Below are 1,451 nucleotides of genomic sequence, written 5' to 3'. Positions count from 1 at the left end.
AACTGGACACAATATTTAATTAATTAGTTGTAGTGGATGCTAACCTATACTTTGTAGGTGGCATCCATTTTGTTTTCTTCTGAATTCTTTCGTTATTGTAATAATAGATGTATTTTTCTATTGCTTTCGAAAATTCTTCAAAAGAGTTATAGCTCTTTTCGTAACCATAATAAACTTCATTTTTTAATCTTCCAAAAAATGTTTCCATAATTGAATTATCATAACAATTACCTTTTCTTGACATTGATTGGATAATACCATGTTTCTTGAGCTCTCTTATATAATATTTATGTTGGTATTGCCAACCTTGATCTGAATGCAATATTAAGTTATTTAGTATTGGAAATTTGTTAAATGCTTTCATTAGCATATTAGATATTTGCTCTAAATTAGGACTTAAGGATAAGTCATAAGAGATTATTTCATTTGTATACATATCAAGTATTGGAGAAATGTAGCATTTACCCCATGAAAAGTTAAATTGAGATACATCAGTACTCCATTTTTGTAATGGCTTATTAGCTTTAAAATTTCTGTCTATTATATTATCAGCAATCTTTCCTACTTTCCCTTTGTATGAATGATATTTTTCTCTAGGTCTTTTGCCAAATAGTTTTAATTCATGCATTATTCTCTGTACTTTTTTATGATTTATTGTATATCCTTGATTCAATAATTCCCTATATACTCTTCTTACACCATATCTTCCTTTATGATTGTTAAATATATCAAATATTTTATTTTCTATATTTTTATTTCTAATCTTAACAGCATCAACTTTATTAATTTCAAAGTAGTATGTTGATTTTGGCAAATCAATAGCTATTAAAAGATATTTTAGTCTGTAGCCTTTTTCTTTGAGTTTTTTGACAATCGCTGCTTTTTCGCCTTGAGTTGCGCAGCGTAGTTCTTTTCTCTCAAGGCGATTTCTTTTTTTATTATTTCATTTTCTGCCTTTATATATTCATTTTCTGCTCTCAATCTTATGAGTTCTTCTCTTTCGGATTCATTAAGTTTTTTTGCTTCATGGATATTCGTTTTTTTCATGGTTGTATTCTTAGGTTTACGACCTTTCTTTTTATTTACAAGACCATTATATCCATAAATTTTATACTTGTTAACCCATGAATAAAGTTGTCCACGATTAATTCCTATTTCAATTGCTACAGAACCTATTGTGTTTCCAGCTAATACTTTGCTTACCACTTCTAGCTTTTCATCAGTTGTCCACTCGATATTATTTCCATGTTTTAAAATTTCTGGACCATGCTTTTCTTCTAACTTAAACCATTCTTTAATTGTGTCATGAAATCTCTTTTCTTTAACTCCTTCAGGTGTATCCGCCCATCTTCCTTCTCTGTACAACTGTACGCATTCTTTTTTAAATTCATAACTATATTTCATAAAAATACCCTCCTTACTGGTTTGTCCAGTAAAGAGGGTACATATCA

2 protein-coding genes are annotated in these 1,451 nt (G+C 28.8%); both read right to left on the bottom strand.

Annotated features, from left to right (window positions below):
• Positions 1-19 precede the first annotated feature (19 nt).
• Positions 20-874, bottom strand: coding sequence for an IS3 family transposase (locus tag GKG01_RS08960; RefSeq protein ID WP_148161039.1), 855 nt, complete (start codon positions 872-874; stop codon positions 20-22).
• Positions 838-1,404 carry a helix-turn-helix domain-containing protein gene (locus GKG01_RS08955; protein ID WP_012289969.1) on the bottom strand — a complete coding sequence of 189 codons (567 nt, stop codon included), beginning with the start codon at positions 1,402-1,404 and terminating at the stop codon, positions 838-840. Before GKG01_RS08955 ends, GKG01_RS08960 begins: the two co-directional genes overlap by 37 nt.
• Between the last annotated feature and the right edge of the window lie 47 nt (positions 1,405-1,451).

Source organism: Finegoldia sp. BIOML-A4 (genome assembly GCF_009679635.1).
Taxonomy (GTDB): Bacteria; Bacillota; Clostridia; order Tissierellales; family Peptoniphilaceae; genus Finegoldia; species Finegoldia magna.
The sequence above is the reverse complement of the archived record's forward strand: the minus strand, read 5'-3'. Positions and strand labels throughout refer to the sequence as shown.